The organism is Thermoplasmata archaeon (assembly GCA_038851035.1).
Lineage (GTDB): Archaea > Thermoplasmatota > DTKX01 > VGTL01 > VGTL01 > JAWCLH01.
In genome coordinates this window covers 1-26,271 of record JAWCLH010000004.1, presented here as the reverse complement: position 1 = coordinate 26,271, position 26,271 = coordinate 1, and the positions used below count along the sequence as shown (strand labels likewise).

Sequence of the window (26,271 nt, the reverse complement as noted above, 5' to 3'; positions counted from 1 at the left end):
CTACTCAACAGACCTCGGAGCACCGCTCTGCCCTCTCCTTATTCTTTCATACTCCTCCGCGCTGAGCTCGATGACCTTTGCGACCATGGGCTTTTTTCCTCTCGTCTCCCTGACGTATCTCTGGCAGTTGGGGTAGGTGCAGGGGCTGCAATTCCTGTGGGCGCAGGAAAGCTCTATCATGACTATCCTTCTGTCCCCATCTGGCACCTCTGGTATTTTCTCATCCTCCCTTTCCTTTATCTCGGCCATTTCCCCCCTCACCCGCCATGCGGGCATGTTGCTAATACCGTTATTATATTTATATATGTCGTGGAAAATTGTGTTGTCATATCGCCCTTTCCAGTAGCGCGAGAAAGTCCACAATCTCCACCTCAACCTCCTCCTTGGGCAAAGGGAGTTCTCCTGAGAGGCAGCACCTGAAATGTATCTGGCACTTGGGGCAGAAGCTCAGCATTTTCGTTGCGCCGGTTTTTTTCGCCTGCCTGAGCCTGTCCACCTGGAGGCGCTTCGACACTGAATCGCAGCCCGCGAACGCGCTCACGCCGCAGCACGCGGTGTCCTCGCCAGAGTTCTCCATCTCGACGAGCCTCAGGCCCGGCACCTTCTCCAGCAGCATCCTGGGCTCCTCGACGACCCCGATGTGCCTGCCGAGCCTGCAGCCGTCATGGTAAGTGACCGTCTCTCTCACCTCTTTCGTGAACTTCAGCTTCCCGTCCTCAAGCGCGTCGGCGAGGTACTCGCTGATGTGCAGCACCTCGGCGTCGAAGCCCGGGTCGACCTTCTGATAGTCCTTCAGGAGCGTCCGGAATCCCTCGGGGCAGATGGCGATGACGGTCTTCGCTCCTGCTCTCCTCATCCACTCGATGTTCAGCCTCGCCAGCGCCTCGAAGGTCTCCGTGTCCCCGGTCCAGTAGACGTCGTGGCCGCAGCACCTCTCCTCGCCACTGACGACCGGCGTCACGCCCAGCTTGTTCAGAATTCTCACCGCAGCCCTTGGAGATTCGAGCAGTCCGGGGTGCTTCTCCGAGAAGATTTTTTCGAAGTACGGCACGCAGCCTATGAAGAGCACAGTTTCCCCGCTCTCTGTAACCCTCAGATCCGGCGTCAGCCAACCAAGCCTGTTCTGCTTGAGCCCGGGCCTGGCCTGAATTCTCGATATCGTCCTGAGCAGCCCCCCCTCGGAGCAGACCGGTCCCGCGCCCGCCCTGAAGGCCTCCTCCCTCAGCGCCCTCACGAACTCGTTGTACTTCACTTTATAGGGGCACTTGGCGCTGCACCGCGCGCAGCTCAGGCAGGTCCAGAGATCCTTCTCGCTCCCGGCCTCCGCCCCCATGCCCTCCTGGGCCCTGACCACGAGGAGCCTGGGCGCGAATTCCTGATTGTATTTGGTCACGGGGCAGAGCGAGGTGCACTTGCCGCACTCGACGCAGTTGAAGGCGCCGGTCCTCTCTATCAATTTGTCCAGCTTTTCCTTCGCCAGGCCCACGCACGCCGCTCTCCCCGCCGCCCCCGCAGCTCCCGAGGCTCCCGCACCTCCGCGTACAAGGGGGAGCGGGCCCAGCCCCTTTATTCTTCCAACGAACTCCCTCACGGTCTCCGCGAACTTCTGGCCCTCCGAGGCCGAGACCCACTCCAGCCTCAGCCTGTCCCTCTCGATACCCAGAACCTCGAGCACGCCGTGCGTCTTCCTGATGTTCTTCTCGGCCTCCAGGTTGCCGCTGATATAGTGACAGTCGCCGGGGTGGCAGCCCATGACGAGGACCCCATCCGCGCCGAGCTCGAAGCTCCGGAGAATTATCACTGGCTCCACCCGGCCAGAGCACATCAGCCTCACGATTTTTATGTCGGGGGGGTACTGGAGCCTCGAGACGCCCGCGAGGTCCGCGCCCGCGTAGGAGCACCAGTTGCAGCAGAAGGCCAGTATTCTCGGCTTGAAGCCCTTCGAGCTGCCCGGCGCGCCCCCACCCGCCTCCGCCACAGTACCCCCTCTTTCCCGGCCGCTCACTCCCTCATCCCCCCGCCCGGTCCAGAACCCTGTCTCTCCTCCATCCCACCGGCGCCGCCCCCTCCCCCGCTCGCTCCCTCACCCGCAGCCTCACCCTTCTCGCCCCCGCTCGCACCTACACCCTCGACCGTCTTGGCGGCGTCGGGCCCTCCTTCCGGGCCATCGCATGGGCCGCACAGCGCCGCCTCCACCGCCGCCATTATCTGTTCCGTCCCGAAGTGAAGGATGGATATCGCCCTATTGCAGCATAGAGCCACGCACTTCCCGCAGCCCTTGCAGAGCGCCGGATTTATGCGCGACACCCTCCTCCCGTCCCCTTTATCCACGAGCTCCGGGGCCCGGAAGTCGCAGGCCTTCACGCACGTCCCGCAGGCCCTGCACCTCGCCTCGTCCACGACAGCCACCGCGGCCTCCGCCTCCAGCTCGTCCTTCGACAGAATTCCGCATGCCCTCGCGACCGCCCCCTGGGCCTGGAATATGCACTCCTCCACAAATTTCGGCGAGTGGGCGAGGCCGCAGAGAAATATTCCATCAGTGGCGAAGTCCAGCGGCCTGAGCTTGACGTGCGCCTCCAGGAAGAAGCCGCTCTTGTTCAAAGGTACCTTGAGCATTCTGGCCAGCTCCTCCGCGCCCTCGGCGGGGAGGGTGGCCACGGCGAGAACGACCAGGTCGGGGCGAATCACCACCCGCCTCCCGATGACCGGGTCCCGGACCGTCACCCTCAGACCGCCGCCCTCTTCCTCCACTAGTGGCGGCTCGGCGTCCTCGTGTCTGATGAAGTTGATGCCGAGCTCCCTGGCCTCCCTGAACCACTCCTCCCTGAAGCCGTAGGTCCTCATGTCCCTGTACAAGATGAATATCTGAACCTCCGGCCTTTCCCTCTTCAGCCTGAGCGCGTTCTTGATTGTCTCGGTGCAGCACACGCGGCTGCAGTAGGTCCTCCTCTCGTTCCTGCTGCCCACGCACTGAATCATTACGACCGTTTTGAGGGACGGGAGGGCTCCTGAGGCAATCCTCTCCTCGAGGTCCAGCTGGGTGATGACCCTCTCATTTTTTCCGAAGAGGTGCTCCTCCGGTCTGTACTCCCTTCCGCCGGTGGCGACGATTATCACGCCGGCCTCCACAACCCCCTCCGCTCCCGCCCCCCGCCCGCTCGGGCCGACCACCGCCCTGAAATTCCCTACGAACCCCTCGACCGCCTTGACTTCTGTGCTCTTCAGGACGCGCACGAGAAGAGCACTCTCGACCCTTTTTATCAAGTCTTCCAGATGGCCGCGCACGTCGAGACCGTCGAGTGTGTAGTGTATCCTCCTCGAGATTCCTCCGAGCTCCGGCTCCCTCTCGACGAGGGTGACTGGGTACCCCTGCGCCGCCATCTCGAGGGCCGCGGTCATCCCCGAGATTCCGCCCCCGATCACCAGCGCGCTCTTCTTCACCGGCGTCCTGAGCCTCTGGAGCGGCTGGAGCGTCCGGGCCCGGGCCACGGCCATCCTGACCAGAGCTATCGCCTTCTCCGTCGCCTCCTCCCTCTCGAGCATGTGTACCCAGGAGCACTGCTCGCGCAGGTTCGCCATCTCGAAGAGGTAGGGGTTGAGCCCGGCCTCCCTCATCGTCGCCTGGAAGAGGGGCGCGTGTGTCCTCGGGGTGCAGGAGGCCACGACGATTCTGTTCAGCGAGTACTCCTTGATTCTCGCCTGGATGTTCTTCAGCGTGTCCTGAGAGCAGGTGTAGGTGTTCTCGGCGGCGTAGACGACCCCCTTCTCCTTTTTGATCGCTTCGACGACCCTCGCCACGTCCACCGTGCCGGCGATGTTAATCCCGCAGCGGCAGACGAAGACCCCGACGCGGGGTTCCTGGCCTGAGACGTCGGTCTCGGGGGGCAGGGCGGGGGGCTGGACGAGCTTCCCCCTCACTGTAGCAATGACGGAGGCCGCCCTCGCCGCGGCGCCCGAAGCGTTCGCGACGGAGTCGGGGACGTCCTGGGGGACCGCGAATGCGCCTGCGACATAGATTCCTGGTCTCGATGTCTCGGTCGGGGTGAAGGTGCCGGTCTGGCAGAAGCCGTAGGGATTGAGCTTTATGCCCATTACCCTGGCGAGGCTCCGGGCCTCCGCCGGGGGCCTGATGCCCGCGGCGAGGACGACCATGTCGAATTCTTCCTTTACGAGCTTACCCTCGGCCGTCTCGTAGGTGAGCTCTAGGTTGAGGCTCCCGGGTTTCTCGGTTATGTGCGAGGGCCTCCACATGACGAACCTCACGCCGTACTCCCTCTCAGCGCGCCTGTAGTACTCGTCGAAGTCCTTCCCGAACGCCCTCATGTCCATGAAGAATATCGTGCTCCTCAGCCCGCGCACGTGCTCCTGCGCGATGAGCGCCTCCTTCACGCTGAGCATGCAGCACACCGCGGAGCAATACCTCTGCCTCAGCTCCCCGAAACGCGAGCCAACGCACTGGATGAAAGCGAGCTTTTCGGGAATCTTTCCGTCGGATGGCCGGAATATATGGCCTCTCGTGGGCCCCGAGGCGCTCAGCATCCTCTCGAGCTCTATACTCGTGATCACGTTAGGGAACACCCTGTAGCCGAACTCCCTGAGCATTCTCGGGTCGAACTTCTCGAAGCCGGGTGCAAGGACGATGGAGCCGACCTCTAGCGTCCTGGTCTCGGTCTCCTCGGGGCTGAACTCCACCGCTTTTGCGGGGCAGACCGCCGCGCAGCGGCCGCAGCCGACGCAGGCCCTCCTGTCAATCGTGTAGCAAAGGGGCACAGCCTGAGGGAAGGGTATAAAAACCGCCTTCCTGTCGCACATCCCCTCCTCGAAGGCCGACGGGGTCTCTATCGGGCAGAGCTCTGCGCAGCGGCCGCAGGCGGTGCACTTCCCCGGGTTGATGTACGGGAGCCTTCGCTTCACTGTGACCGTGAATCTCCCCGGCCCCCCGTCGACCCCCTCGACCTCCGCGTTATTGATTATCTCGATGTTCCTGTGCCTGCCCGTCTCGACAAGCTTGGGCGCGAGTATGCACATCGCGCAGTCGTTCGTCGGGAAGGTCTTGTCGAGCTGGGCCATGACGCCGCCGATGCTGGGCGTTTTCTCAACCACGTAGACTTTGAAACCGCCCTCCGCCAGATCCAGCGCGGCCTGAATGCCGGCCACCCCGCCACCCACCACAAGAACCGCACCGACCCTTGCGCCGGGGGTGCCATCTGCGGGGGCCCCGCCCGCCGCATCCGGCCGCCCGGCCCCCTCCGCATCCACCGGCCCCTCCCCTCCCGCCCCGGGCGCCCTCTCTCCCGCGCTCTCCATCAAGCCCCCCCACCTCCCGTCCGGTGCTGCCCCGGCCCCTGCCGGAGCGGCCCCAGCGCCCGAATCTGCTCCACCATCTCCTGAACAACGCGGGCGAACTTCGCCCCCTCCGAGCCCGCTATCCACTCCAGCCTGAGGCGCTCGCGCTCGATGCCGACGCCCTCGAGGAACCTGCGCAGGAAATCCATCCTCGCTTTGGCGCTCTCGTTCCCGCTGATGTAGTGGCAGTCTCCCGGGTGGCAGCCCGCGACGAGCACCCCGTCCGCTCCCTGCCTGAAGGCCCTGACGACGTGCGCCATGTCCACCCGCCCCGAGCACATCACCCTGACGATTCTGACGTTGGGCGGGTACTGAATTCTGCTCACGCCCGCCAGATCAGCTCCGGCATAGGCGCACCAGTTGCAGCAAAACGCGAGAATTCTTGGCTCGAAGTCCGTCAAGGCTCAGACCTCCGTTTCTCCAGCGCGTCCGCCGTGAAGACCGTGAAGTCCCTCACCGGGATGTCGACCAGAGCGCGGTCCACAGGAACCTTGTCCGCCGCGGCGCAGTCCAGATGTATCTGGCACTTCGGGCAGAAGGTCAGCATCACCTCCGCGCCCGTCCTCTTCGCCTCCATCAGCTTGTCCATCTGGAGGAGCTTTGTGCCAGCCCCGCAGCCCATCCAGCCCGACACCCCGCAGCAGAGGCACCTCTCGCGCGAGCCCTCCATCTCGACGAGCTCCAGGCCCGGAATCGCCCTCAGGAGCTCCCTCGGAGCGTCGTATATACCCATATGCCTCCCGAGCCTGCAGGCATCGTGGTAGGCGACCCTCTTCTTTGTCTCCCTGAACCTCAGCCTCCCCTCGCGCACCCAGGCCGCCATGAGCTCCGATATGTGCACCGCGGTGAAGGGGATGTCCTCCTCCGCGACGAGCGGGTAGTCCTTCCTGAACGTGCGCAGGCCCTCGGGACAGGTGAAAACCACGCGCTTCGCTCCCGTCGCTTTGATCGCGGCCACGTTCCTGTCAACCAGCATGGCGAAGTGCTCCTCGTCCCCCATCCAGTTCAGGTCGTGGCCGCAGCAGACCTCCTCCCGGCTCATCGCTGGAACCACCCCGGCGGCGTTCATTATCCTGACCGCGGCCCCCGGGACGCCGCCGATGTCCAGCCCCTTCCTGTCCCTGAACACCGTGGCCAGGTGCCTCGCGCAGCCGGTGAAGTAGTACAGCTCCCCCCTCTCCGCGACCTTCAGTCCATCCGTAACCCAGCCGAGGCGGTTCTGGACCAGCGCGCCCTTCGCCATCACCCTCATCATCGAATGAAGCAGGCCGCCCTGGGAGCACTCGGGGTCCACGCCCCTGAGAACGCCCTCGGCCCTCAGGGCCCTGATGAACTCCGTGTAGTCCACTTTGTAGGGACACATCGAGGTGCACATGCCGCAGGTCGTGCAGGTCCAGAGATCCCTCTCCCCCGCAAGGGCCTCCGGGTCCGGGCGGTCTAGGGCCCTGACCACCATCAGCCTGGGGGCGAAGTCCGGGTTGTGCTTGGTCAGGGGGCAGACCGAGGTGCACTTGCCGCACTCGACGCAGTCGAAGGCGTGCGTGTCCTCGATGATTCTCCTGACCACCTTCTCACTCATTCAGGTACCTCTCTCCAAGGGCCCCATCCCTCCCCGGCCGCTCCACCATACTATCCTCCACTCCCCCGTCTCTACATCCAGGGCTAACCGGGCCGGGCCCCAGCTCCCTCAGCCGCGCCGAGAACTCGTTCATCGCCCTGGCGAACTCGACCCTCTGGGAGGCGTTTATCCACTCCGTCCTGAGCCTCGCCGAACCGATTCCGAGCAGGTCGAGCAGCTCGCGCATCATCGCGGCTCTCTCCTCCGCCCTCTTGTTCCCGACCATGTAGTGGCAGTTGTCCATCTGGCAGCCGACGATGATCACTCCATCGGCGCCGTACTCGAAGGCCTTCATGATGTAGGCCGGCTCCACCATCCCGGAGCACATCACCCTGATGATCATGACGCCGGGCGGGTACTCGATTCTGTTCACGCCCGCCAGCACCGCGGATGGGTAGCCGCACCAGGCGCAGGTGAAGGCCACTATCGAGGGCTCGAAGCCGGCCGCGCCCGGCCCCCCGGCCCCCGCCCCGGCGCCCCCGGTCTCCTCGCCGCCGCTCATGCGCCGCCCTCCGTCATGCCGCGCCCTCCCCCGCCCGGCCCCCGCCCCCCTTCTCCCTCGACCCCGCCCTCTCCAGCAGCTCCCTCATCTCCGCCTCCATCTGCGGCCTCGTGAAGTGCTTTATCTGAATCGCGCGGCTGCAGCACTGCGCGGCGCAGGCCCCGCAGCCCTCGCAGCGCGCCTCGTCTCGCACCGAGACCATCCTGCCGCCCTTCTCGACCACTTTCGCGGCGCCGTACTCGCAGAGCTCCTCGCACCTCCCGCAGCCCCGGCACCTCTCCTCGTCCACGACCGCGATGGCCCGGGTCTTCCTTATCCTGCCCGCGGCCATCATGTCGGCGGCGGCGGAGGCCGCGATCTTGGCGTCCTCGATGGAGTACCTTATCCCCTTGGGGCCCTCGGCGCAGCCCGCCACGAAGACCCCCCTCCTGTACTCCGCCGGGAAGTTGGGGTTGAGATCCTTTATGAACCCGTCCTGGTCGAGCTGGAGGTGGAGGAGCTTCGCAAGCTCCTTCGAGCCCGCCGCGGGCTCCTGCCCTACCGCCAGCACCACGAGATCAGTTGGCATGTCCAGGACCTTCCCGAGGTCGGTGTCCTCGAACCGAATTCTCAGCCCCTCCTTCGTCTCCCTGACCTCCGACACCCGGCCCCGGACGAAAACCACACCCTCGGCCTTGGCCTGCTCGCAGAACTCCTCGAACCCCCTGTAGGGTCCCCTGAGGTCAATGTAGTGAACGAAGACCTCGGTCTGCGGGTGGAGCTTCCGGATCTCCCTCGCCTGTCCTATCGCGTAGGTGCAGCAGACGAGGGAGCAGTGGAGGTTCCCCTTCACCCTGTCCCTGGAGCCGACGCACTGGATGAAGTTCACCCTGCGCGGCACCTCGCCCGTCGAGGGCCTGACGAGCCTCCCTAGGAACTCCCTCTCCCGGGCGAGCATCTTCTCCAGGTCCATGGTCGTGACCACGTCTTTGTAGACGCCGTAGCCGTACTCGGGAATTCTCCGGGCGTCGAAAACGTCCGAGCCGCAGGCGACGACTATCGTCCCGACCCTCAGCTCCACGGGGCCCCCGGGCGTCCTGAGCCTGATCCTCCTGTCCCCGAAGCCGCCCTCGATGGACTCGACCTCGCTACACAGGTAGACATTGACTCGGGGGTTCTGGAGAACGCTCTCCACCTTGGGCGTGAGCACGCACTCCTTGCAGTACTGCATGCAGCAGATTCCGCAGTTGTGGGTGGGGAAGGTCACGCTCAGGCTGTAGGCCCTCCCACCGAGTCTGTCGCTCCTCTCGACCAAATGGACCCTGAAGCCCCTCTCTGCGATGCAAAGCGCCGCCTCCATCCCCGCAACCCCTCCTCCAACGACGAGCGCCTCGGGAACCACCGCGAGCTCGACGTCCTGGAGCGGCTCGAGCTCCGCGGACCGCGCGACGGCGGCTTTCAGGAGCCTCAGGGCCTTCTCCGTCGCGACCGCCCTGTCGCCGTGGACCCAGCCGCAGAGCTCGCGTATGTTGACCTGCTCGTAGAGGTACCTGTTCAGCCCGGCGCGCTCGAGGGCGTCGCGCATTATCAGGCCCTGTATGTTCGGCGTGCAGGCCCCGACAACGACCCTGTCCGCCCCCGACGCTTTCCAGGCCTCGACCATCTCCTTCTGGCCCTCCGGGACGCAGAGGGCCTCCTGGACCCTCACCATCGCCACTCCGGGGAGCTCTGATATCGCTGGGGCCAGCCTCTCCATGTCGAGGTGTTTCCCCAGCTCGCTCTTGCAGGTGCAGAGGAAGACCGCGACCCTCGCCCCGCCACCCTCCTTCCGCCCCGCCGGCGCTCCCAGCGCCCCAGTGGTCACGTGACCACCCCCGGGCTCGCCCCCGCTCCCCGGCCCCCCGCGCCATCCTCCGGCGCCTCCGAATTCCCTAGCACGACAGCATCTCCCCCGTCCTGTGGACCTTCTCCCTCCTCATCTCGTTGAAATATTCCTCTATAATGCAGGCGTCGGTGATGAAGCCGTAGAACTCTCCCCTGTCCAGCACCGCCAGGGCCGATACCCCGCAGCGCGTCATCAGCCTGGCGGCCCACCTGAGGTCCATCGTGAGATCGTTCACGGTGATCAGGGGCTTGCTCATTATCTCCGAGACCCGGACCTGCTTCGCGTCCCTCCCGGCTGCGAAGACCTTCTTCAGAAGGTCCCCCCTGGTCACAATGCCATAGGCGTCGTTGCGGCCCTTTCTGGGAACGAGGAGCGGGGCGAAGTCGGACGCCGCCATCTTTCTCAGGGCGTCGAGCGCCGTCGCCTCCGCCGGAATCGTGTCGATTCTAAACTTCTTTATAGCGTTCTGTAGAGGAATCATTGCGCACCGCCCTCCCGCGCATCCCGCGCCCCCGCGTCGCGGCCTCCCGCGCCCGGGACAGCCTCCCGCCCCTCCCGGCGACCTCCGGCTCCGCCGCCGGCGCCCTCGCCCCCGACTCCCGCTCCAATTTCAGCACCGGCCTGCGCCTTCCCCCCGCCCTCCAGCCTCCTGAGCCACCCCCGGAGAACGTCCCGGTCCGTGACGAAGCCCCTGAACTCCCCCCTGTCGAATATGGCCAGGCAGGAGACGTCCCACTGGGCCATTGCGGCCGCCACCCACTCGATGGCGACCTCGACGTTGTTCAGGATGAGCAGGGGCTTGGAGGCGAGCTCGCGCGCTGTGACCCTCTCCGGGTCCAGGCCCTCGGCGATCAGCTTGCCGATGATGTCGCGCCGGGTAATGACGCCCTCCGTGTCCCCCGGGCCGGTCTTCTCCACAAGGAGAAGGGGGACCCTGTACTCCGCCATGAGCGCTATCGCCTCCGCGGCGCTCGCGTCCGGACTGATGGTCTTATAATCCCCCTTCAGCTCCAGATCTCTCAGCGTCATCTCTCCCCCTCCGGTTTCTCTCCAGATGCGCCCCGCCGGGCGCCGCAGAAAGCCAGCGTACTGAAAAGCGGCCGCGTCATCCCTCCACCACCGACGGATAGAGCCTCTTGAGGAAGGGCCGCACGGTCACGAAGTGCCACTCGAAGCCAAGCCTGTCGGGGTCTATGCCGAAGGCCAGGGCCAGCAGCTCGGAGATGTGGAGCACGGGAAGCGACGAGATTCTCAGCTCCCTCTGGGCATGGTCGAACTGGAAGAGGCAGTAGGGGCACCCTGTTACGATGCACTCGGCCCCCGCCGCCAGCATGCTGTCGAGCTTGTCCTTTGTTATGGCGTTGGCGAGCCGCGGCACCTGCAGCCTGACCCCTCCCCCGGCGCCGCAGCAGGCGAGCTTCTCCGGGTACCTCACGCTCTCCGCCCCGGTCGCCTCGACGAGCTCGTCCAGCATCACGGGGTTCGCGGGGTCGTCTATCGTGGTGCGGATGGTCGGCCTCAGGTAGTGGCAGCCGTAGTGAACGGCCGCCCTCACGCCCCTCATCGGGTTCCTCACGAGCGCCTCTATCCTCTTTCTCCCGAAGTCATTGTACAGGACCTCGATGATGTGCCTGACCCGCACGGGCTCGTAGAAGTTCCTGTGGCCCTCGGTGCGGACCAGCCTGCCCCTGTACTGCCTCCCTATGTCGGCCAGGACGTTGTTGACCATGTTGCACTTCAGAACGTTCTGAAGCTCCTCCGAGGCCTTGAGGAGAGAAGAGAAGCAGCCGTTGCATATCGTCACCAGGTCCGCGCCCAGATCCTGGACGACCGTCAGGTTCCGGGCCGCCACGGTGAGCCAGGTGAACCTGTCGGACGAGTAGAATGTGGGGAGCGCGGGGCAGCAGGTGAACTCCTTCACATCCAGGAGCTCCGCGCCCAGGTATCTCTCGCCGAGAATCTCCCTCGTCGCGTACTCCACACCCGGGAACCTGTTGGGTATCGTGCAGCCAGAGAAAAGCGCGTACCTCATTTCCGCACACCCTCGCCCCGGCTCTTTCCGGCCCCCTTCCGGCGGCCCTCACCGGCCTTCTCCCCGCGGCCCGCCGCGCTCATTTCTTCTCCTCCAGACCTAGAATTCTGTCGAACCCCGTCCGGCGGAATATCGTCGCGAGCTCCTCGAGCGCAGTCCTGTAGCCCGGCAGGGTGTTGGGCAGGGGCTCGAGGCCCTGCCTCTCCCTGTACCTCCTTATATCGTCGCTCGGCACCGCGCCGAACCCATTCCTGAGAATCAGGCCGACGTTGTCCCTTATCCAGCGGGGCACGCCCCTCTCCCTGACCTGTATGTGCCGGATCGCGACGAACACCTCCGCGGGGTCGATGTCCGCGGGGCAGTGCTCGTAGCAGCGGTGGCACCCCGCGCAGATCCAGGGTATCGAGAAAAATATTTTTTTGTAGCCGTACTGGCAGAGCTTTATCAGGTTCCGGGTCTTGTAGGGCGTCTTGAGCGAGACGGGGCAGACGCCCGTGCAGTTCCCGCACTGGAGGCAGGTCTGGACGTCGTGCCCGCCGTACCTGATTATCTGCGAGACGAAGTCGGGGTCGTGCTCCTGACCCGTCAGGACGCTGTCCTCCACGATCAGGGCCTCCTCCGCCCCGGCGCTGTTCCCGCTCCCCCCCTCGGCCCTGCCCCCCTGTGTCGCCCTCTTCTCGCTCTTCTCTATCCTCCCACCCCCCTTCCGTTCTCCACTTTCTCCCCCTCGCCCGGGAGCGCCGCAGCCATCTCGCTCTCGAGCTGCTCGTCGCTGAAGCCCCTGACGGTTATCGCCAGGCGCGGGCAGGCCGCGGCGCAGGTGCCACAGCCGTGGCAGAGGGCTTTCTGAATTCTCGCCTTTTTGCCGCTCCCGGTCTCCACGAGCGAGGGCGCGCCGTAGGGGCAAAGGCTGGCGCAGAGCCCGCAGCCCTCGCACAGCGCCTCGTCCACCTCCGCCGTGGTGGGCTCGAGGATTACCTTCCCGCGCGCCAGCATCGCCGCCGCGCTCGAGGCCGCGGCCTTGGCCTGCGCAACGGTGTCCGGGATGTCCTTGGGCCCCTGGGCGCAGCCGCATATGAAGACCCCGTCGCGCGAGGTGTCCACGGGCCTGAGCTTCGGATGGACCTCTTGGAAGAAGCCGTCCGGGCTCCTCGGAATTCCGAGCATCCGGCCCAGCGCCTCCGTCCCTTCGGAGGGTACCATTCCGATCGAGAGGACCACAAGGTCGAACTCCCTCTCGGTGATTTTGTTCAGCAGGGTCTCCTCGGCGCGGATGGTGATGTTCTTCGTCCGCGGGTCCTCGGTCAGGCGAGCGGGCCTGCCCCGGATGTACTCGACACCGGCCATTGACCTGACCCTGTGGTAGAACTCCTCGAAGCCCTTCCCGAAGGCCCGGATGTCAATGTAGTAGACCGAGGTGCTGATGTCCTGGTAGTGCTCCTTCAGGAGCTGGGCGAGCTTCATCGTGTACATGCAGCAGACGCGGGAGCAGTACTTGTTCGAGGTCGCCTTCCAGTTGCGCGAGCCCACGCACTGGATGAACGCCACCCGCTTCGGCGCCGCCCCGTCCGAGGGTCTGCGCACCTCCCCCCTCGTCGGGCCAGAGGCGTTTATCATCCTCTCCAGCTCGAGGGCCGTGATGACGTTTGCGAACTCCCTGTAGCCCCAGTAGCCGTGGACGTGGGGGGTGTAGGGGTCGAAACCCGTGGCGACTATGATCGCGCCCACCCTGACCCTTACCTCCTGCGGCTTCATTTCGAAGTCGATGGCGCCCGTCGGGCAGTTCTTCCTGCAGAGGCCGCACTTGCCCGTTTTGAAGTGTATGCAGCTCGCGGGGTCTATCGTGTACTTCAGGGGCGCGGCCTGCGGGAAGGGGACGTAGATCGCCTTCCTCCTCCCGATGCCCATGTCGAACTCGCTCGGGGCGCCGCCGGGGCAATTCTCGGCGCAGATGCCGCAGCCGACGCATTTGCTCTCGTCAACGTAGCGCGGTTTCCTCTCTATCCTGACGTCGAAGCTGCCCGCGTGGCCGGCGACCTCCCTGACCTCGGAGTAGGTCATCAGCCGGATGCCCGGGGTGTGCAGCACCTCGACCATCTTCGGCGCCAGAACGCATATCGCGCAGTCGCCCGTGGGAAAGGTCTTGTCGAGCTGGGCCATCCTTCCACCGATGCTCGGGAGCCTCTCGACGAGCACGACCTCCAATCCCTGCGCGGCGAGGTCGAGAGAGGCCTGGATGCCCGCGATGCCCCCCCCAATGACCAGAACCCTCCTCTCGACCCCGAGCTCCTGCGCGGTGAGGGGCTCGAGCATCCTCGCCCTCGCCACGCCCATCCTGACGAGCTCCTTCGCCTTCTCCGTCGCCCTCTCTTTATCGCCCTGGTGGACCCAGGAGCACTGCTCGCGCAGGTTGACCATGTGGACCATGTACGGATTCAGGCCAGCCTCCTCCCCCACCCTCTTGAATGTCGCCTCGTGGAGCCGCGGAGTGCAGGAGGCGACCACGATTCTGTCCAGACCGTGCTCCCTTATCTGCTTCTTTATTTCTTCCTGACCGACGGTGGAGCAGGTGTAGATGTTGGCCCTGGCCACGACCACGTTCTCCAGCGTGGTAGCATACTCGGCCACGGCCGGGCAGTCCACCGTGCCACCGATGTTGGAGCCGCAATGGCAGACGAAGACCCCTATCCTTGGCCCCCCGGCCCCCCCCCTATCCCCCAAAGCATCCTCCCTCCGTCTCGCTCCCGACCCTGGCCCCGCGCTCGCCTCCTTCCCGAATTCTCACATCCGCACTCTCCGCCCCTCTCATCGCTGAGACCCCGCGCGCGCCCCTCCCCGAAGGCTCTCCCCCTCTCCGCCCCCCGCGGCCCCGGCGCCGCTGACGGCCGGCCCGCCCGCACCTGCACCGGTCGCCTGCACGGGGCCGGTGCCGAAGAGCTGGAGCCCGGCCCTCTCGCCCCTCGTCTCGACCCTGCGCGCCCTGAGCAGCATCAGAAGGTGCCTGTGGACCGCGCTCCTGTCCAGCCCGGTCGCGCGGACCAGCTCGGGTATCGTCCTCTCGCCGCCCTCCAGCTCCATCATTATCAGCTCGCGCTCCAGCTCCACCCTGCCTATCTCGTCCATCAGGTGGTCGAAGCGCGCGTCAGTGAGCGTCTTTCCGAAGACGTTCCCCCTCTCGACCAGCTCCTTCCTTTTTCCGAGGAGCCACCTGACCCTGTCCCCCCTGACGACCCTCTCCGCCGCCCTGAGCAGGCGTGACTCGTCCCCCATGGCGAACCCCAGTCCCCGCTTTTCATTCCATTGCTCCAGTAGCTGATGTGGCTGTTCCCCTCAATTTGCGCTCGCCACGTCCGGCACAACGATGGAAGACAATATTATTATTAATAAATTTTGGATGCTTTGCCGGGACGGGGTCACCCTCCGCCCCCGCGGGCCCGGCGCCTGCGGGACGGGAGCACCCCCGCCCTCTCGAGCAGCTCCCTCGTGTCCCCGTGGAGCTCGTCGCCGAGCGCCCGAATCTCTTCTACGGTGAACCACCTCGCCACAGCCACGTCGCTCCCCGGCCTCGGCCCAAAGTCCCCGCCCCGCGCCGGCCCCGCTGCTCCCCCATCGTCGTCCGCTCCCTGGAGTTCTCCCCGGCTCGCCCGGGCCTGGGGCCGGTCCTTAGGCCCCGCTCCGGCCCGCGCACCCGCACCCCATCCTTCCCCCCTCCCTCCCTTTCCAATCCCCGAGTTGCACCCCGTCTCATCCGCCGCCACGCGCCCACTCACCCGCGCCAGAAAGTCAATGTAGACGACCTGCATGAATTTCCTGCCCCACCAGCGAATCAGCCTGTCCGAGGGCTCCAGCGCGCGGACGATGTCGATATCGAGCCCGGTCTCCTCCCTCACCTCCCGCCTCGCCCCCTCCTCCAGAGTCTCGCCGAACTCGAGCATCCCGCCGGGGCAGATCCAGCGACCTCTCCAGAAGCGTTTCCGGGGATCATCGGAGGGGTGGTGCTTCACGAGCAGGACCCGGCCCGCGTCGTCCAGCACCACAGCGCCCACGCCGACGCGAATTCCCTCCGGCCGGACACCGCTTCGCTTGCCTCGCCCTTTCTCACCCATCCTCCTCCCGCTCATGGGCACCCCCAACCATTCCGCCCCCTCAGGCCCATCATCGGTCTCCTCCCCGGGACGAGCGGCTCAGTAGTCCAGCAGGGTCTTTTGGTCCGAAGCCCCTCTCTTCCCGCCCCTCGCAGTCTCCTCCTCGCCCTCCTCTGCGCCACCCTCGCCACCGCCCTCCTTTCCAGCGCGACGAGCGCTCCGGGCCGAGCGCTCCTCCTCCGACGGAGTTCCGAACTCCGCCACGCGCCTCGGGACCGAGCCCTCCCCCGACGCCAGCATCAGAAGGTTACGGACCGCCGGCGATGTGCTCTCTGCGTCAAGCAGGAGCGCGACGTGCTCCTCCTCGAGCCTGAGCCTCCTGATGAACTCGCAAGCGAATGCCCTGTCGGTCTTGAAGAGGTGCTTGAACACGGGGAGCATCACTTGCCTCGCCTGATGAGTCGAGAGATGTGTGTAGGAGGCGAGCCCTGCGAGAACCTCGGCCTCGACCCTCCCTGCGGCGAGCGCCCTGGACCTCTTGACAAGCCAGAGCGGGAACCTGTACTTATTGAACTCTCTGTACCTGTGCCTCTTGGCGAGCGCCACCCCAGCGCTCATCAGATCGCTTGCATATGCCCAAAGGCTGTAGGCCTGAAGCCTCTGGGCTCTGCCGAGAAAAATGTCGGCTCTCGAGAGAGCGTCGAACCCCGCCGCCAGATCCCCAGGGTCCCTGTACTCGACGGGCAGGTTTTCGTCGAGCCAGAGCAGCACGAAATCCGGCGGCTCCTCCACCCTCTTCATCGCGGCCCTCGCCCTCTCGACGCTCGTTCCCTTCAGGATGTCCACGACGACGTCGTAGATGCCGGCCCTCTCGTCCCTCTCGCCCAGCGCCTTCAGGCTCTCCATCCTCAGGACCTTCGTGCCCTCGCAGAGCGACTGGAGGTCGTTGATCGCGGCGCGCAGATCCCCGCGGGCGCGCACCGAGAGCTCCTCGAGCGCGTCGGGGCTGGCCGAGACCCCCTCGGCCTCGCAGATTCTCCGCAGGGCGGCCCGAATCACGTTCTTATTAATTCTATCGAATTTGATGAGCTGGCAAAGGCCCTTCAGCGCCTCTCCCCCGCCTTTCGTCAGGGCATAGGCATCGTTGACGATCAGCAGAATCGGCTGGCGGGTGCCGAGCACAGTCTCCACAATGGCCCTCTTCCCACCCCTGTCGCCCACGTCTTTTGTCCCGGCCGGCGGGGGCTCCCCCCTCTCACCCCCCTCCCCCCTGGCCACGCTCACGCGCGCCGCCTGCTCGTAGAGGTTGTCGGCCTCGTCGAGAATCACCAGCTTCCTCCCGCCGCTCCTCGAAGATATGTAGTCGCCGTCGTCGGTGAATGTGTCGTGGAGGGCGCCTGAGAGCGCCACCTTCTTAATGACGGCATAGTTCCGGGCGTCGGATGCGTTGAGCTCCAGAACCCCCCAGCCCATGTCCTCCGCCAGCGCGAGCGCGGCGCTCGTCTTTCCGGTGCCCGGAGGGCCCACGAGAATCGCAGCCTTCTTCTGCGGGTGGCCGTGCTCCCAGTTCTCGGCCCACCTCCTCAGCTCCGCGAGGGCCCGGGGATTGCCGAGAACGTCTTCGAGGCGGCGGGGCCTGTACTTCTCGGCCCATGACTCGCTCGAGGCCCGCTGGGCGCCAGCCAACGGCGAGCCCCCGGCCCGGCCCCTCTCGCGCCCCGCCCCCCCCTCGACGCGCCCATGGCTATCGCTCTCCTCACCCTCAGTGCGCTCCTCCCGTCCCTCCCGGCCCCCGGAAGTCCTCTTCCGCTCCCGCGCCACGTGCTGGGTATTCGGCTCCGACGTGATTATGGTTTCGGTGGCCCCGGAAAGGCCGGGGCGCGGCCTGATGCCTCCCGGGGGAGAGCAGGAGCCCCTCGAGCCTCCTGTTGACGCGGTGAAGGGAATCCTCGAAGAAGTAGGCGGCCGCGACCAGAAGCGCTATCGCAATGGCGCCCGCGAGAGTTCTCTGGACGGGGGAGAACGGGAGGAGAAGGCTCAGGAAGGCCATCAGGACGACGGAGAGGGACGCCGCTGCCACGTTAGCGAAGAAGCGCCTGACCAGGCCCTCGCCCGCCGCGCGGGCGCTGCTCGAGCCGTGGACGACGGCGGAGGATACCTGCGCGATGAACCTCTGGACTCTCCGTGCGATAATGACCGACTGGACGAGGAGGACTGCGAGGGCTGGGAGGAGGAAACTGAGCTGGACATGGAACGGGTCCATGCTGAGCCGCTCCGCCACCCACCCTGCCTGCGGGACCGCCCACCCAGCCGCGAGGGCCGTGGCCGCTATGATGAGCCCGCTCAGGAACATGCTGCGGGCGAAGCGCGCCGCGCCGCGAAGGAGCGCGGGGTTTCTTTTCATCCTCTTTTTGAGGACGCCCACCCACTCCGCGCTCGTGGAGCAGTATATGCCCAGGCCAGATGGCCGGGAGCGCGTGGCGCGGGCGACGAGAGCGTCCCCGGCCCTGACCATGTACGGGTGGAGAGCACTCGTCACTAGGGAGGCGATGAGCGCCACGGCGAGCAGGGGCTTTGTTACCGAGCCCGAGGCCTCGGCGGTCATTGCGATGACGAAGGAGAACTCGCCCATCGCGAGCATGCCGAGGGACACGCGCAGCGCGGCCTCGCGGCTCCTCCCGCCCAGAAGACAGGCGAATGCGATGGAGCCAAAGTTCAGGCCGATGAAGGCCGTCGCGACGAGCAGGCCGAGGGGCAGGGCGGATAAGAGCTCGCCCAGCGTGGCGTAGAAGCCGATGGTGACGAAGAAGAGGGCGATGAAGAAGTCCCTAACAGCCCCCATCTCTCTCTCGACCATTCTCGCGCTGCGAGCCTCGCCCGCGATGACGCCCATCACGAAGGCCCCTATTGAAGCGGACATCCCGAGCGCCTGCGCCAGACCAGCCATCCCGAAGCAGAGCCCCAGCGCCGTCAGGACGGTGAGCTCGCGGCTGCGCCGCCGCGCCACCCAGTCCACGCCCCGCGGGACCACGTAGGCCCCGAGCGCAATCGCAAAGACTGCGAAGAGGACCATCCTAAGGACGGTCATCAGAACACCGCCCAGCGGCATCTCGAGCCCGGCCTCGACCGATGAGAAGAAGGCGATGATGACGACGGCGGCCGCGTCCTCGACGATAGCGATTCCGAGCATCAGGCGGCTGCTCGGCCAGCGCAGCCTCCCCGTCCGGGCGAGCTGGCGGTATATCATCACCGTGGATGTGACGGCCACCATCCCGCCGAGCGCCGCCGCCTCCGCTCCGCTCCAGCCGAGAATGAGCCCGAGCCAATACCCGCCCGCGAGGCACAGAGAGACCTCGATGCACGCAATGAAAACGACGAGAAGGCCGTAGCTCCGAAGCCTGCGAAGGCTGAACTTCAGGCCGATGGAGAAGAAGAGAAGGGCCATGCCCAGCGACGACATCAGGTCGATGGACGAGGCGCTGCTCACCAGCCCCGTTCGCGGGACCACCGTCGCCAGAATCACTCCAGCGAGAATATAACCGGGGAGCAGGGGGAGCCGGAGGTGGCGGAAGAGGAGCGCCACGACGGCGGCCGCGCCCATGACCAAAGCGAAGTCCGCGAGATACATTGCCTCCCCCGCCATCGGCCGGTCATTGCGGTGCGTGAATTTATTGGTAGCCCCTCCGGCGACCGGGACCTCCAGGGCCCTTGGGGCGCTCCACGGCGAGACCCGAGCCCGGGAACACCAATGCCCAGCCGCCCCGGCTCCCCTCGCTCATATAAGAAAAAAACCGCTGCGGGCCCCATCAGACCCGGGCGCGCGGACGAACTCAGGACCAATAACACCGGCATGGCTCGGGCTCGAGGACTCGACGTCAGCGGGGAACCCGGGTCAGTGGGCTCCGTCACGCGCCGTTCTGGACCGCGCCCGCGCGCTCGACCCTGCCCCTGCCGTGCACCAGCGCCTCGTGCTCCTCCCTATGGCGGCATCTGGGGCAATACTTCCTCTTTTTCACAGGGTCGTAGCGCTTGTAGGTTCCGCACTTCCCGCAGAAGTGGCTCCTGTCGAGCATGGGAACGAATTTATATCACCGAAGTGGTAGATATAATTTTCGAATTTCCCCAGGGGGACAGGCGGTCTCCCCGCGGGGACGGAGGAGATGACCTGCGAGGACCGCAGCCGGCTCCACCGTCGGAAAAAGCGCCGCGCCGAGATGAATTCCTGTGCCCCGCCCGGGACGAACTCGATACCCGTTGGGACGCGCGCGATCTCGGCGTAGGCTTGCGTGTGCCCCGCGGGGGCGCAAATGGCTACATCGGAAACGCGGACGAAACCTCCTTGGACGAGCGTGACACCCGCGGGCGCGCACGGCCAAGCCGCGGGGGCGCGCGGCGGCCCGTCATCAAGGGCTGGAGCCGCCGGCGGAATCGCCTCGCAAACGGCCGGGAGCCGCCGGCCCCGCGAGGCCGCGGGAGCGCGCGCAGACGCCCCCGCGCAATACCTTACCAGACGGGCACGCCGCGGAACCCTCAGGCGCCCCGCGCCCTCGGGCCCGCCCTCACCCTGCTCCTGAGCCTGCGTATCGTCGCGGCCGCGGGCGTCCCCTTGCCCACCGCGCCCTGAATCATGTCGAGCTGCCCCGAGGCGAGGACGTACATCGCCCTGTCGGCCTCGTTGAGCTTCTTGGTCTGCGCCTTCAGCGAGGCCTTCAGCGCCTCCTGCCTCTCGTTCTCGGCCACCGTCCTCTGAATCGCGCCCTCGAGCTCTCTCGCCATCCTCTCGGGGTCCAGCCCGGCCTGCCTAAGCATCGGACCGTTGGAGCCGATGAACTCGAGAAGCGACCGCGCGAAGCCAACCCTCTCCGTGTAGGTCAATCTCGGCAGGGAAACCACCGCCGGGTAATTCGCAGGTGGGATTATAAAGGTTGGCCTGAATCATTCTCCGCACCGTCCCCTCCCGGAGAAAACGCCCCGCGCAGCCGGCGGTCTCCGATGTCACGCCGTCCGGGAAACCGTGGGCGGCGCTACGGCTGCGGGCGGCCCCAGAGGCGGTCGCAAACGGACAACAGAAAAGCCGTCACCGGGGGAGGCGCACCCCGAAGGGCCCGAAGAGAGCGGAGCGCGGTACGGCGCTCTCGGGTCCCGGGCGGGGGCGGGGGGAGACGACGACGGCGCCCATGAAGCAATTGAGACCCGGGGAAGGGAGGTTCTCTCCCAAGACCGCCAGGACAGAGGGCGATGCGTTGAAGGGAGGCGCACGGAATTTACGGGGGCGATTGAATTCGAGGTATCACACACGCAGAATCAATGCGGTCTCTCACCAGTATGGAGAGACTAGAAATTCAAGCGAGGAAGGAAAGTGGCATCGGAGAGAAGGTTGGGCTTTCGTGAGAGGCAGCGATCCGAAGCGGCAGGGGAAGCGAATTCAGACTTTAATCTTACTAGGGTCAATTTCTGCAGATTTAGTTCGCAAGGTGCATGGCCTGCCGCTCAGGGCCGCCTTGTGCCGGGCTAATAGCTCGGGCTCTAGGTGAACCGCCAAAGGAGCAGTCCCGGGCCCGGAGGGCTGCCGCTGGGCGTGCAGTGGGTATGAATAACCTCAATATGCGCCCCCGGCGAAAAGGTCGAAAAGTTTAATAATGAACAATTGTATTCACTTTCCCCCCTTAGGCCTCGTCCAGGAGCGGAGAAGGTTGTTAGGAGCGTCACCACGACGGCCAGATTCCGGAGCCGAAGAGACCGTTTCAAGAAGGCTTCCAATCCAGATCGGTGGCTGCAAGCCAACCCCGTGCTGGAGAGAATTTGTGATATCAGAGGGACCGCCGCACTCTCAGGATATCCCAGTGGAGGTTGTAATGACCCGGGAATGGAGGAGAAATCTCGCGCTGGAAAGACTCAGAAGGGCGGCGTCTGGGATGCTGGTGCGATGCGGGATTGTGCGCGATGACCGGAGGGAGCATACGCTCCATATAAGAGCGAGGACACCGTTCTTTATAACCGAGTTGGGAACTAAAGCCTTGTTAAACCCATATACAGAATACAAGCAATGCGGGGTGATAAATTGATTAATACCTATTATAAAAATGAAGATATCCCTTATTTAATAGTTGGAGAATTTCTATGAGCCTCAGAGAAACCTTTTTTGAAGAGTCCTTTAAGGCGCTCACGGACCACTCACCAATGCGATGGCAAACAAGACTCTATCAGAATATCTCGAATGGCAACTTCCCAGATATTATAAATATACCCACTGGGTTGGGGAAAACTTCAGTCATTCCAATTTGGCTGATTAGTCTAGTCACGAATGGAAAATGCGGGAACGGCTCTATTCCTCGAAAATTAATATATATTGTCAACAGGCGGACCGTGGTCGATCAGGCCACAGAAATAGCCTTAAAATTAAGAGAGCGCCTGCTCAATCCCGATATTGTTCAAGATGAAGAACATAAAAAAATTCTAACCGAGATTTCTGGACGATTATATAATTTATCTTCCGGAATAGACAAAAACCCTTTGGCGATAAGCACTCTAAGGGGTGAAGTGGCTGATAACGAAGAGTGGAAAATGGACCCTGCTCGACCGGCAATAATTATCGGAACAATCGATATGATTGGCAGTAAAATCCTATTCAGCGGATACGGAGATGGTAGATACCACCGTGCTCATCATGCAGGCCTGCTGGGACAAGATTCGCTGATAATCCATGATGAATCTCATCTGACACCGGCATTTGGTGAGCTGCTCGCTCAGATCTCTAAACTACAGCGTAACAATAGCGGTGTTCGGCCCATTCGAATTATGGAACTTTCGGCGACCCCGGGCTCTAGCCTCCCCAACACCATGGGCCTTGAGCCACAGGACGAGGAGGAGGAGATAGTAAGGCAGCGGATTTGTGCTAGTAAGACGCTCTTTTTCCACAGCGTAGAAGAGAGGCTATATATTTCAAAAATCGTCGAGATTGCGATACAACATGAGACTCCACCATCAAAAGTTTTGATATATGTCTATTCTCCGGAGATGGCTCGAAAAGTATCGAATGAGTTGCAAAAACACCTCGGCAGAGGCTCCGAAAACCGTATCGCTATTCTTACAGGAACCATCCGGGGTTATGAGAGAGACAAATTGGTTCGGGAGAACAAAGTATACCGTGCCCTTATGAATCATGAGGAAGCAATTGACCAGACGGTTTATCTAGTCAGCACATCCGCAGGAGAAGTAGGGGTTGATTTTGACGCTGACCATCTTGTCTGCGACCTTGTCCCGCTGGACTCTATGATCCAGAGACTCGGGAGGGTGAATCGCTGTGGGGGTGTTGGTAGAGCGGGAATGGAGCGAAGGGCAAGAGTGGACATTGTGACCTCAGAGGACAATCAAAAAAAGGCAACGAGCCCACTCTTTACCGCAATTGCGAGAACAAAAGATATTCTAACACGTTTACCAAGTACATCAAATGGGGGATATAGTGCGAGCTCCCGCGACCTTCTTAATTTACTCTCATCTTTAGACACTGACGAGAGAGCGGGTGCATTCTCTCCCAGAGGGGAAATAAAACCCCTGACCGAGATTCTTCTTGATCATTGGTCCATGACGAGCATTAGTAAACCTATGCCTGGCAGGCCTCAGGTATCACAGTACCTCCACGGCATCACTCAAGACCCTCCTGAGACATTCCTAGTCTGGAGGCTGGAGGTTCCCCATTTGGAAGGTATAGACGATGCCCCTCTCGAGGACTGGTTCCGTGCCTGTCGCATCGAGAGCCATGAGAGATTGAGAGAGCGCACTGATGTCGTTAAAAAAGTTCTAAAGTCATTGCTTGAAAAGCACCGCAAAGCGGAACCGAATCGCGATTTCACCGTTATTCTGTTGGATGAGCGGGGAAATGTCGAACACAAACGCCTTTCAGAGATAGTGCAGAAAGAATTCGATTTGGAATACCTCACGGTGATAATGCCAACCGTGGTCGGAGGCCTGACGCAGGAGGGCATGCTGAGCGCGGACACAGCTATAGAGAGCATGGACGTGGCCGAAGCCGCTCGGGAAGGTACGCGGAGAAGAGAGAGGTGGCTTCACATTGCATCGAGCGGCCAATCTACATGGATCAGACTTCTAACGGGAGAAAAGTACGCTTCGCCCCCTGAAGACCTCCAGGAAGTTGAGCGCATTACGCTCAGCGAGCCGCCTGAAGCCATTGAGGAGGGAGGAGAATTCAAATATCTCGTTCTTTTAGTGGAGGGGCGGAGAACATCTATTGAAGACCCCGAACTCGTCAAATTCAGACAGAAGTTGAATGACCATAATCTACTTGTTAAGGAATACACTAAACGCATCTGTGATGCCTTGGGGTTGAGCGAAACCATTAGAGCTCCACTGATGATAGCGGCGCAATGGCACGACAGCGGCAAGAGCCGTCGCGTTTGGCAGTTGTTCGCGAAAAATCAGAATTCAAACGAACCCTTGGCCAAATCCGATAACTATTCCAATTGGCGCCTATTGGGTGGCTACAGACATGAGTTCGGTTCTTTGATCGACGCTGTTAAAAGTGAGGTCGTTAATACAAATCCCGATATGGAGCTGATTCTTCATTTAATAGCCGCTCATCATGGATGGGCACGGCCTCACTTTGAGCCTAGCGCATATGATCAAACTCAGGCAACAGCGGAAAACGAGCGCATTTCTGTTGAAGTTTCGCGTAGATTCGCTCGGCTTCAGCAACACTACGGCTGGTGGACCCTGGCATGGCTCGAGGCTCTTCTAAGATGTGCAGATATAGCCGCTTCCCGACCCGTTGGCTCTGACCGTAGTAATAATTTACTGGAAGGTGCTCAGAAATGACTATCATTCAGAACATCTCTATAAATATTGACCCAACCAATCCGGGCCATTTCTTCGCTTGCTGCGGTCTGCTCGAGCTATTTAACAGATTATGGCCTGGAGCGGAAGGATACTTCAATAGCGAACTATTCACTCTTGAAATTCCAACAGAACAAAATGAACTCTTTTCTAAATTTTTAGAAAAACTCCGCATGGCTCCATTAATCACGGACAAGGATAACGTCGACCTAAAGATATGCCCTTTCAGGCTCGGGGACCCATTCAATATTCGACTGGATTGGTGGCTTGACGAAGAGACTGGCGGCAATGAATTAAAGACATGGGCAGGTCAACAACGAGTAATTGATATCGCTAAGGCAATGAAAATCGCCCTGATCGATTGCCCAAAACATAGCGATATCCTGAACTACCAAACGATAGTTAAAGATATAGAAAAGAAAAAAGCAGTAGATCCATTTTATTTTGACCCCCGAAGATTCGTCCATGCATTGCACACGGGTTTTTCCACTGATACGCTCGGCATGGACGTTCCAGCATTCCCGGCCGTCGAATTCTTTACCCTTATAGGGCTGCAAAGGTTCCGCCCTGTACCTGATTCGCGAAGGACTTTCAGATACACTATATGGTCCGTGCCCCTTAACACTATCATCGCACCGGCCGCACTCCATGGAATCATTCCCGGAGGAGAAACATATAGATTCCGTCTTCTTTCAAGAGATGCACAAGACCGTTATAAAGGGTTCGATTTTGCGAGAAAATTGGGAGGCTGAGAAAATGACAGACGGGAAAGAAATAGAAAAATACGACGAGTGGCTGAAGGACGACAGCCCGGTGGCGGCACTGACGATGCGCCAGTGGTTTTTACCCGCCGAGGGCAGGGACGCCGTGATATTCCCTCCGACCTACCCGCTGGATCGCGACCAGAGCGGGTACAATATCGATAAATTCGAGGAGGACGGGACGAGCGTGTGCCAGATAGACAGCGTTGGCTCGCAGGCCAATAGAATGGAGCCGATCTTCAAGCGAGAGCCATACAGGGCACTCGTTCCCCACGTCTATATCAAAGCCAAAATTGAGGGCGTGGAGAGAAGAATCGACATTCTCGATGCCGGCCATCGCGCCGCAGACGCGATAGTGAGGTTCTCAGAGCTAGGACCAATTCTGCATAAGGCTTTTCGGAGCTATCAGAATGAAGGAGACGCACGGCCTCTGGCTCAAATCGCCCCCACATCGATAGTGTTCGGCTCCTGGGACTCCCGCGCCACACAGGCCAAGATTCCTAGAATTGTCCGCTCGGTGATCAGGGCATTTAACGTGAAACCGTTGCGCAGGTCAGCCCAGTATACAACGATCGCCGGTGAAATACTCGCTGGTGGAGAAGCCGAGGTAGAGATTAAGGGTCCAAAAGCCGAGCTCGGGCTGGCTCATGTGCCCTCCACGGGCACTCATGGGGGTGTTCTTGTTCAAGGAGAGATACGCAAGGACGCAATTCTTAATCTGAGTGCCCTCCGAACCCTAGGAGTCCCCGGACAGCCCGAGGAAACGATGAAGCTCCGCCGCTATATCTTCGGCCTCTCGCTCGTCGCTTTCACTGCACCGACAGAGACCTTTCTACGCCAAGGGTGCGAGTTAGTCCAAGATCCGAACAAACCGACAGAATGGAAAATCGTAAATTATGATGGTATCCGCTCAGAGCTGAAGATTACCCACGACGAAGCATTAAGCTTTGCAAAGGCCGCCGCGGAAGCTTTCGGAGTCAGTAAAGAAGACAAAGAAGCGACATTCAACACTGAGGTCGCCAGCGCTCTTTTAGAGCTTGAAGAAGATGAGAGAAAAAAACTCCTCAGAAGCGGCAATCTAACTATCGAGGCAATCAAGGCAGTGAAAGCCACGCCAAAGAGAGGAAGAAAAGGCAAGACTGAAGAAAGCCCGGAGCAAAGAGAATGACGAAATACCTATGCATCTCGGCAATATTTCTCGACCGCCTTTTCC

General features: G+C 62.5%; 21 protein-coding genes and 1 pseudogene. 3 read left to right on the top strand and 19 right to left on the bottom strand.

What is annotated here, in order from left to right; translation table 11 throughout:
* The 19 genes and pseudogenes from QW379_01955 to QW379_01865 form a co-directional block, all read right to left on the bottom strand.
* On the bottom strand, positions 1–276 hold the full coding sequence (locus QW379_01955) for a hypothetical protein (GenBank protein MEM2869172.1): 276 nt from the start codon (positions 274–276) through the stop codon (positions 1–3).
* Positions 277–325: 49 nt separating this feature from the next.
* Positions 326–1,486 (bottom strand): (Fe-S)-binding protein, encoded by a 1,161-nt coding sequence (locus tag QW379_01950; GenBank protein MEM2869171.1) that lies wholly within the window; start codon positions 1,484–1,486, stop codon positions 326–328.
* A 57-nt stretch (positions 1,487–1,543) separates the two neighbouring features.
* Positions 1,544–1,978 (bottom strand): annotated as a pseudogene (locus QW379_01945) (hydrogenase iron-sulfur subunit).
* Positions 1,979–2,001: 23 nt separating this feature from the next.
* A complete protein-coding gene (locus QW379_01940; GenBank protein MEM2869170.1) occupies positions 2,002–5,307 on the bottom strand; it encodes a CoB--CoM heterodisulfide reductase iron-sulfur subunit A family protein in 3,306 nt (1,101 codons plus the stop codon).
* Positions 5,307–5,747 carry a hydrogenase iron-sulfur subunit gene (locus QW379_01935; GenBank protein ID MEM2869169.1) on the bottom strand — a complete coding sequence of 147 codons (441 nt, stop codon included), beginning with the start codon at positions 5,745–5,747 and terminating at the stop codon, positions 5,307–5,309. Before QW379_01935 ends, QW379_01940 begins: the two co-directional genes overlap by 1 nt.
* Positions 5,744–6,925, bottom strand: a complete 1,182-nt coding sequence (locus QW379_01930) for a (Fe-S)-binding protein (GenBank protein MEM2869168.1) — start codon at positions 6,923–6,925, stop codon at positions 5,744–5,746. Before QW379_01930 ends, QW379_01935 begins: the two co-directional genes overlap by 4 nt.
* The gene (locus tag QW379_01925) at positions 6,918–7,466 is read right to left on the bottom strand and encodes a hydrogenase iron-sulfur subunit (protein MEM2869167.1); all 549 of its coding nucleotides are present in this window, start codon (positions 7,464–7,466) and stop codon (positions 6,918–6,920) included. The genes QW379_01930 and QW379_01925 overlap by 8 nt, the downstream gene beginning before the upstream one ends.
* A 13-nt stretch (positions 7,467–7,479) precedes the next feature.
* Positions 7,480–9,309, bottom strand: coding sequence for a CoB--CoM heterodisulfide reductase iron-sulfur subunit A family protein (locus QW379_01920; GenBank protein ID MEM2869166.1), 1,830 nt, complete (start codon positions 9,307–9,309; stop codon positions 7,480–7,482).
* A 67-nt stretch (positions 9,310–9,376) separates the two neighbouring features.
* Positions 9,377–9,811 (bottom strand): CBS domain-containing protein, encoded by a 435-nt coding sequence (locus tag QW379_01915; GenBank protein ID MEM2869165.1) that lies wholly within the window; start codon positions 9,809–9,811, stop codon positions 9,377–9,379.
* Positions 9,808–10,359 (bottom strand): CBS domain-containing protein, encoded by a 552-nt coding sequence (locus QW379_01910; protein ID MEM2869164.1) that lies wholly within the window; start codon positions 10,357–10,359, stop codon positions 9,808–9,810. Before QW379_01910 ends, QW379_01915 begins: the two co-directional genes overlap by 4 nt.
* Before the next feature lie 76 nt (positions 10,360–10,435).
* Positions 10,436–11,362, bottom strand: a complete 927-nt coding sequence (locus tag QW379_01905) for a heterodisulfide reductase-related iron-sulfur binding cluster (protein ID MEM2869163.1) — start codon at positions 11,360–11,362, stop codon at positions 10,436–10,438.
* Positions 11,363–11,441: 79 nt separating this feature from the next.
* Positions 11,442–11,966: a 4Fe-4S dicluster domain-containing protein gene (locus QW379_01900; protein MEM2869162.1), complete on the bottom strand. Its 525-nt coding sequence runs from the start codon at positions 11,964–11,966 to the stop codon at positions 11,442–11,444.
* Between the two features lie 83 nt (positions 11,967–12,049).
* Complete coding sequence (locus QW379_01895; GenBank protein MEM2869161.1) at positions 12,050–14,083, bottom strand: CoB--CoM heterodisulfide reductase iron-sulfur subunit A family protein; 2,034 nt, start codon at positions 14,081–14,083, stop codon at positions 12,050–12,052.
* An 84-nt stretch (positions 14,084–14,167) separates the two neighbouring features.
* Positions 14,168–14,632, bottom strand: a complete 465-nt coding sequence (locus QW379_01890; protein MEM2869160.1) for a helix-turn-helix domain-containing protein — start codon at positions 14,630–14,632, stop codon at positions 14,168–14,170.
* Positions 14,633–14,775: 143 nt separating this feature from the next.
* Entirely contained in the window at positions 14,776–15,483 is a 708-nt protein-coding gene (locus QW379_01885; GenBank protein ID MEM2869159.1) for an NUDIX hydrolase, read from the bottom strand.
* 63 nt (positions 15,484–15,546) lie between these two features.
* Positions 15,547–17,133 carry a replication factor C large subunit gene (locus QW379_01880; GenBank protein MEM2869158.1) on the bottom strand — a complete coding sequence of 529 codons (1,587 nt, stop codon included), beginning with the start codon at positions 17,131–17,133 and terminating at the stop codon, positions 15,547–15,549.
* Positions 17,134–17,209: 76 nt separating this feature from the next.
* Positions 17,210–19,090 carry a cation:proton antiporter gene (locus tag QW379_01875; GenBank protein ID MEM2869157.1) on the bottom strand — a complete coding sequence of 627 codons (1,881 nt, stop codon included), beginning with the start codon at positions 19,088–19,090 and terminating at the stop codon, positions 17,210–17,212.
* 262 nt (positions 19,091–19,352) lie between these two features.
* Positions 19,353–19,520, bottom strand: coding sequence for a hypothetical protein (locus QW379_01870; GenBank protein ID MEM2869156.1), 168 nt, complete (start codon positions 19,518–19,520; stop codon positions 19,353–19,355).
* A gap of 457 nt (positions 19,521–19,977) precedes the next feature.
* A complete protein-coding gene (locus QW379_01865) occupies positions 19,978–20,340 on the bottom strand; it encodes a hypothetical protein (GenBank protein ID MEM2869155.1) in 363 nt (120 codons plus the stop codon).
* A 1,227-nt stretch (positions 20,341–21,567) separates the two neighbouring features.
* Here QW379_01865 and cas3u point away from each other — a divergent pair.
* From cas3u to cas7u, 3 genes are read left to right on the top strand one after another with little or no spacing between them, the layout of a single operon-like run.
* Positions 21,568–24,279 (top strand): type I-U CRISPR-associated helicase/endonuclease Cas3, encoded by a 2,712-nt coding sequence (cas3u, locus tag QW379_01860; protein ID MEM2869154.1) that lies wholly within the window; start codon positions 21,568–21,570, stop codon positions 24,277–24,279.
* On the top strand, positions 24,276–25,049 hold the full coding sequence (locus tag QW379_01855) for a hypothetical protein (protein ID MEM2869153.1): 774 nt from the start codon (positions 24,276–24,278) through the stop codon (positions 25,047–25,049). The genes cas3u and QW379_01855 overlap by 4 nt, the downstream gene beginning before the upstream one ends.
* A complete protein-coding gene (cas7u, locus tag QW379_01850; protein ID MEM2869152.1) occupies positions 24,997–26,226 on the top strand; it encodes a type I-U CRISPR-associated RAMP protein Csb1/Cas7u in 1,230 nt (409 codons plus the stop codon). Before QW379_01855 ends, cas7u begins: the two co-directional genes overlap by 53 nt.
* The last annotated feature ends 45 nt before the right edge of the window (positions 26,227–26,271 follow it).

Bases quoted from the DNA above. Each gene is read 5' to 3' on its own strand.
- cas7u (MEM2869152.1), top strand. From the start codon at position 24,997: ATGCACAAGACCGTTATAAAGGGTTCGATTTTGCGAGAAAATTGGGAG.
- QW379_01885 (MEM2869159.1), bottom strand. From the start codon at position 15,483: ATGAGCGGGAGGAGGATGGGTGAGAAAGGGCGAGGCAAGCGAAGCGGT.
- QW379_01955 (MEM2869172.1), bottom strand. From the start codon at position 276: ATGCCCGCATGGCGGGTGAGGGGGGAAATGGCCGAGATAAAGGAAAGG.
- QW379_01915 (MEM2869165.1), bottom strand. From the start codon at position 9,811: ATGATTCCTCTACAGAACGCTATAAAGAAGTTTAGAATCGACACGATT.
- QW379_01940 (MEM2869170.1), bottom strand. From the start codon at position 5,307: ATGGAGAGCGCGGGAGAGAGGGCGCCCGGGGCGGGAGGGGAGGGGCCG.
- QW379_01925 (MEM2869167.1), bottom strand. From the start codon at position 7,466: ATGAGCGGCGGCGAGGAGACCGGGGGCGCCGGGGCGGGGGCCGGGGGG.
- QW379_01855 (MEM2869153.1), top strand. From the start codon at position 24,276: ATGACTATCATTCAGAACATCTCTATAAATATTGACCCAACCAATCCG.
- QW379_01910 (MEM2869164.1), bottom strand. From the start codon at position 10,359: ATGACGCTGAGAGATCTGGAGCTGAAGGGGGATTATAAGACCATCAGT.
- QW379_01905 (MEM2869163.1), bottom strand. From the start codon at position 11,362: ATGAGGTACGCGCTTTTCTCTGGCTGCACGATACCCAACAGGTTCCCG.
- cas3u (MEM2869154.1), top strand. From the start codon at position 21,568: ATGAGCCTCAGAGAAACCTTTTTTGAAGAGTCCTTTAAGGCGCTCACG.
- QW379_01870 (MEM2869156.1), bottom strand. From the start codon at position 19,520: ATGCTCGACAGGAGCCACTTCTGCGGGAAGTGCGGAACCTACAAGCGC.
- QW379_01930 (MEM2869168.1), bottom strand. From the start codon at position 6,925: ATGAGTGAGAAGGTGGTCAGGAGAATCATCGAGGACACGCACGCCTTC.
- QW379_01875 (MEM2869157.1), bottom strand. From the start codon at position 19,090: ATGGCGGGGGAGGCAATGTATCTCGCGGACTTCGCTTTGGTCATGGGC.
- QW379_01890 (MEM2869160.1), bottom strand. From the start codon at position 14,632: ATGGGGGACGAGTCACGCCTGCTCAGGGCGGCGGAGAGGGTCGTCAGG.